This is a genomic window from Rhizobacter sp. (assembly GCF_031412495.1).
GTDB lineage: Bacteria > Pseudomonadota > Gammaproteobacteria > Burkholderiales > Burkholderiaceae_C > Schlegelella_A.
In genome coordinates this window covers 1-4,779 of the sequence record NZ_JANODC010000361.1, presented here as the reverse complement: position 1 = coordinate 4,779, position 4,779 = coordinate 1, and the positions used below count along the sequence as shown (strand labels likewise).

The 4,779-nt window shown below is 69.2% G+C and carries 4 protein-coding genes; all 4 read right to left on the bottom strand.

Features of this window, described 5'->3' with window-relative positions; genetic code table 11:
- Positions 1-998 (bottom strand): GTP-binding protein (locus AC30N0_RS13255; RefSeq protein ID WP_489518380.1); only part of this gene is annotated, 998 nt, incomplete at its 3' end.
- A complete protein-coding gene (truB, locus tag AC30N0_RS13250; RefSeq protein ID WP_489518379.1) occupies positions 995-1,969 on the bottom strand; it encodes a tRNA pseudouridine(55) synthase TruB in 975 nt (324 codons plus the stop codon). The genes truB and AC30N0_RS13255, both read right to left, overlap by 4 nt.
- Positions 1,970-1,973: 4 nt before the next feature.
- The gene (rbfA, locus tag AC30N0_RS13245; protein ID WP_489518378.1) at positions 1,974-2,339 is read right to left on the bottom strand and encodes a 30S ribosome-binding factor RbfA; all 366 of its coding nucleotides are present in this window, start codon (positions 2,337-2,339) and stop codon (positions 1,974-1,976) included.
- Positions 2,340-2,416: 77 nt separating this feature from the next.
- The coding region (gene infB, locus AC30N0_RS13240; RefSeq protein ID WP_489518377.1) for a translation initiation factor IF-2 at positions 2,417-4,779 on the bottom strand (2,363 nt) is incomplete at its 5' end.

The window sequence follows — 4,779 nt, the reverse complement described above, 5'->3', positions numbered from 1 at the left end:
CGGATCTGCCGGCTGGTCACGAACTTGCCTTCGCGTCCGGCCAGCGGCGAGTTGTTGACGCAGAAGTTCATCGTCAGGGTCGGCTCGTCGACCTGCAGCATCGGCAGCGGCAGCGGCCGCTCGAGGTCGGTGAGCGTCACGCCGATGGTGATGCCTTCGATGCCGTTGATCAGGACGATGTCGCCCGGCCCGGCCTCGGTGGCCTGCTGGCGCTCGAGGCCCTCGAACTTGAGCACCTGGTTGACGCGCGCCTTGATCGGCGCCGAGTCCGGGCCCGAGTACAGGGCCACGTCCTGCATCGGCTTGAGGGTGCCCTGGTTGACGCGGCCGATGCCGATCCGTCCGACGTAGGTCGAGTAGTCGAGCGAGCAGATCTGCAGCTGCAGCGGGTCGTCGGGCGAGCCCTCGTGCGCCGGAACGTGCTCGAGGATGGCGTCGAAGAGCGGGGCCAGGTCGGTGCCGGTGTCGCCCTTGGTGAGCGTCGCCCAGCCGTTCAGCCCCGACGCGTAGATGACCGGGAAGTCGAGCTGCGCCTCGGTCGCGCCCAGCTTGTCGAACAGGTCGAACGTGGCGTTGACGGCGTAGTCCTCGCGCGCACCGGGCCGGTCGACCTTGTTGACGACGACGATCGGCTTCAAGCCGAGCGCCAGCGCCTTGCGGGTGACGAAGCGGGTCTGCGGCATCGGGCCTTCGACCGCGTCGATGAGCAGCAGCACGCTGTCGACCATGGACAGCACCCGCTCGACCTCGCCGCCGAAGTCGGCGTGGCCCGGCGTGTCGACGATGTTGACGTGCGTTCCCTTCCACTCGACGGCGCAGTTCTTGGCCAGGATCGTGATGCCGCGCTCCTTCTCGAGGTCGTTCGAATCCATGATCCGCTCGGTGACCTTCTCGTTGGCGCGGAAGGTGCCGCTCTGGCGCAGGAGCTGGTCGACGAGCGTTGTCTTGCCGTGGTCGACGTGGGCGATGATGGCGATGTTTCTGATCTGGCGGGTCATGGACTCTGTCTTTCGGGAACGGATCGGTGGGCGGCGATGAGGCCGCCGACTTCGAGGGGGCTGAGCAGGCGCGAGGCGATGAGCTCGCCGGCGGCGACGTGGCCGGTGCCCAGGAACGCGCCCGGCTCCGGGCCGTAGACGCGAACCTGCGGTGCGTCGGCAAGCGGCAGCCGCCTGCGCACGCCCGAGAGGTAGCGGCCGGCATCGTCGAGCGCGAGCTGGACGCGCGGCCAGTCGGCGACGAGCGCGTCCGGCGGCAGCAGCGCCGCGTCGAGGGAGCGCTCGTCGAGGCGCTCGAGCTCGTCGAGGGTCAGCGCGCGGTCGATGGACAGCTGCCCGCTCTGCGTCCGCCGGAGCGCGGCCAGGTGCGCGCCGCAGCCGAGCGCCGCGCCGATGTCCTCGGCCAGCGTGCGGACATAGGTGCCCTTGCTGCAGGCGACGTCGATCGTCCAGCGGTCGCCGGAGCCCTCGACGACGGCAATCGAACGGATGGTGACGCCTCGCGGCTCCCTCTCGACCGCGATGCCGGCGCGTGCGTACTCGTACAGCGGCCTGCCGTCGCGCTTCAGCGCCGAATGCATCGGCGGCACCTGCAGGATGGCGCCGACGAAGGCCCGGCAGGCGGCCTCGACATCGTCCCGTCCGACGTGTACCGGCCGCACCGCGAGGATCTCGCCTTCCGCGTCGCCGGTCGTGGTGGTCGCACCGAGCTGCAGCGTCGCGAGATAGCGTTTGTCCGCGTCGAGGCTCAGCTGCGCGAACTTGGTCGCGGCGCCGAAGCAGAGCGGCAGCAGCCCGCTCGCGAGCGGGTCCAGCGTGCCGGTGTGGCCGGCCTTCTCGGCGCGATAAAGCCGCTTCGCGCGCTGCAGGGCGGCGTTGCTGGTCAGGCCGACGTCCTTGTCGAGCAGGAGCACGCCGTGCACGGCGCGGCGCGCGACCTTCGTGCGTTGAACGGTTCCCGCGCGATCCATGCCGTCAGTCCTCCCTGGCGCGGGTCGAGTTGGCCTTGGCGATCAGGGCGGTCAGTTCGGCGGCACGCTCGGTGGTGCGATCGAACTTGAAGTGCAGGGTCGGGACGGTGTGGATCTGCAGCTTCTTGAACAACGCGTTGCGGATGAAGCCGGCGGCCTCGTTCAGCGCGGTCTCGCACTCGACGACGTCGCCGATCAGCACCGAGAAGAACACCGTCGCGTGGGCGTAGTCCGCCGTCACCTCGACGGCGTGGATGGTCACCATGCCGATGCGCGGGTCCTTCAGCTCGCGGATCAGCCCCGCCACGTCGCGCTGGATCTGGTCGGCAACACGGAACCCGCGATTCGGGATCGATCTCTTCTGTCGCATGGACACTCCTTCGCCTCGCCGCAAACAAGAACCCCGCCGACTTGTGGAGGGCGGGGTTCAGGTGAAGCCGGGGCCCTTTACAAGGTTCGGGCGATTTCCTTGACCTCGAAGAACTCGAGCTGGTCGCCTTCCTTGATGTCGTTGTAGTTCTTGAGCTTGATGCCGCACTCGAAGCCGGCCGCCACCTCGCGAACGTCGTCCTTGATGCGGCGCACCGATTCGACCTCGCCGGTGTAGACGACCACGTTCTCGCGCAGCAGGCGGAAGCGCGCGCCACGTCGGACCAGGCCCGCCGTGACCATCGAGCCGGCCACCGTGCCGATCTTCGAGGCCACGAACACGGTGCGGATCTCGGCTGTGCCGATGGTCTCTTCGCGCTGCTCCGGTGCCAGCATCCCGGTCATCGCCGCCTTGATCTCGTCGACCGCGTCGTAGATGATGTTGTAGTAGCGGATGTCGACGCCGTTGTTCTCGGCAAGCTTTCTCGATCCCGCATCGGCGCGGACGTTGAAGCCGATGATCACGGCCTTCGAGGCGATGGCGAGGTTGATGTCGCTCTCGCTGATCCCGCCCACCGCCGCGTGCACGATCTGCACCTTGACCTCGTCGGTCGACAGCTTCAGCAGCGACTGCGCCAGCGCCTCCTTCGAGCCCTGCACGTCGGCCTTGACGATGAGGGCCAGCGTCTGCTTCGCGTTCTGCCCCATCTGGTCCATCATGTTCTCGAGGTTCGCGGCCTGGCGGCGCGCCAGCTTCACGTCGCGGTACTTGCCCTGACGGAAGGTGGCGATCTCGCGCGCCCGGCGCTCGTCGCCGAGGACCATGAACTCGTCGCCGGCCTGCGGCACTTCGGTCAGGCCCTGGATCTCGACCGGGATCGACGGGCCGGCCTCGTTGACCGGCTTGCCGTTCTCGTCGAGCATCGCCCGGACCCGGCCGAAGCTCGAGCCGGCGAGGACGACGTCGCCGCGCTTGAGCGTGCCGCTCTGCACAAGCACGGTCGCGACCGGGCCGCGGCCCTTGTCGAGCTGGGCCTCGATGACGAGGCCCTTGGCCATCGCGTCCTTCGGCGCCTTCAGCTCGAGCACCTCGGCCTGGAGCAGCACCTGCTCGAGCAGGGTGTCGATGCCCTGCCCGGTCTTGGCCGACACGGCCACGAACGGAGAGTCGCCGCCGAAGTCTTCCGGCACGACCTGCTCGGCGACCAGTTCCGACTTCAGCCGCTCGACGTTGGCCTCGGGCTTGTCGATCTTGTTCATGGCCACGACGATGGGCACCTTGGCCGCCTTCGCGTGGGCAATGGCTTCCTTGGTCTGCGGCATGACGCCGTCGTCGGCGGCGACGACCAGGATCACGATGTCCGTCGCCTTGGCGCCGCGGGCCCGCATCGCGGTGAACGCGGCGTGGCCCGGGGTGTCGAGGAAGGTGATCATCCCGCGCGGCGTGTCGACGTGGTAGGCGCCGATGTGCTGGGTGATGCCGCCTGCCTCGCCGGCGGCGACGCGGCTGGTCCGGATGTAGTCGAGCAGCGAAGTCTTGCCGTGGTCGACGTGACCCATGACCGTGACCACCGGCGCGCGCGAGTGCGACTCGTGCTCGCCCTCCACCTCGGTCTCCTCGAGGAAGGCCTCGGGGTCGTCGAGCTTGGCGCTGAACGCGGTGTGGCCCATCTCCTCGACGACGATCATCGCCGTCTCCTGGTCGAGCTGCTGGTTGATCGTGACCATCTGGCCCAGCTTCATCAGTTGCTTGATGACCTCGGAGGCCTTGACCGACATCTTGTGCGCCAGGTCGGCGACGCTGATCGTCTCGGGGATGTGCACTTCCTGGGCCTGGAACTCGGACGGCACGACGAAGCTGCTTGGCGCCCCGTCGTTGCGGTCGCCGCGGCGCCCGGCCCGCGGTGCGCGCCAGCCCGGACGGCCGGCGCCCGCCGGCGCGCCGGTGCGGCCCTTGGCCAGACCGCGCTTCTTCGCATCGTCGGCCCAGCTCGACGAGAGCTTTTCGGACTTGACCGATTTCTTGTCGCCCGGCTTGGCCGCGGTCGCGCCGGGTGCGCCGGGAGCGCCGACCTTCTTGTGGATGGTGCCCTTGATCTCGACCACCGCGGGCTTGGGTTCCTCGGGCTTCTTCGCGACGAGAACGCCCTTGGGCTTGTTCATCATCGCGCGGATCGCCGAGGCTTCGTCCTCGGCCGCCTTGCGGCGCTTGGCCAGATCGGCGGCGCGCTGCTTGTCCTCGTCGACCACGTCGGCCGCCTTGATGACGCGCAGTTGCGGCTTCGGCGGCTCGACCGCGGGGGCCGGAGCCGGCGCGGCGACGACGGGCGGCGCGACCGGCTCGGCAGCCTTCGCACCCTTGGCGGTCTTGCCGCCCTTGGTCTTGGGAGCACTCGCGGCGGCCGCAGCGGCCGCGGCGGCCGACAGCGCGGCGGCCTCGG

Bases quoted from the DNA above. Each gene is read 5' to 3' on its own strand.
- truB (WP_489518379.1), bottom strand. From the start codon at position 1,969: ATGGATCGCGCGGGAACCGTTCAACGCACGAAGGTCGCGCGCCGCGCC.
- rbfA (WP_489518378.1), bottom strand. From the start codon at position 2,339: ATGCGACAGAAGAGATCGATCCCGAATCGCGGGTTCCGTGTTGCCGAC.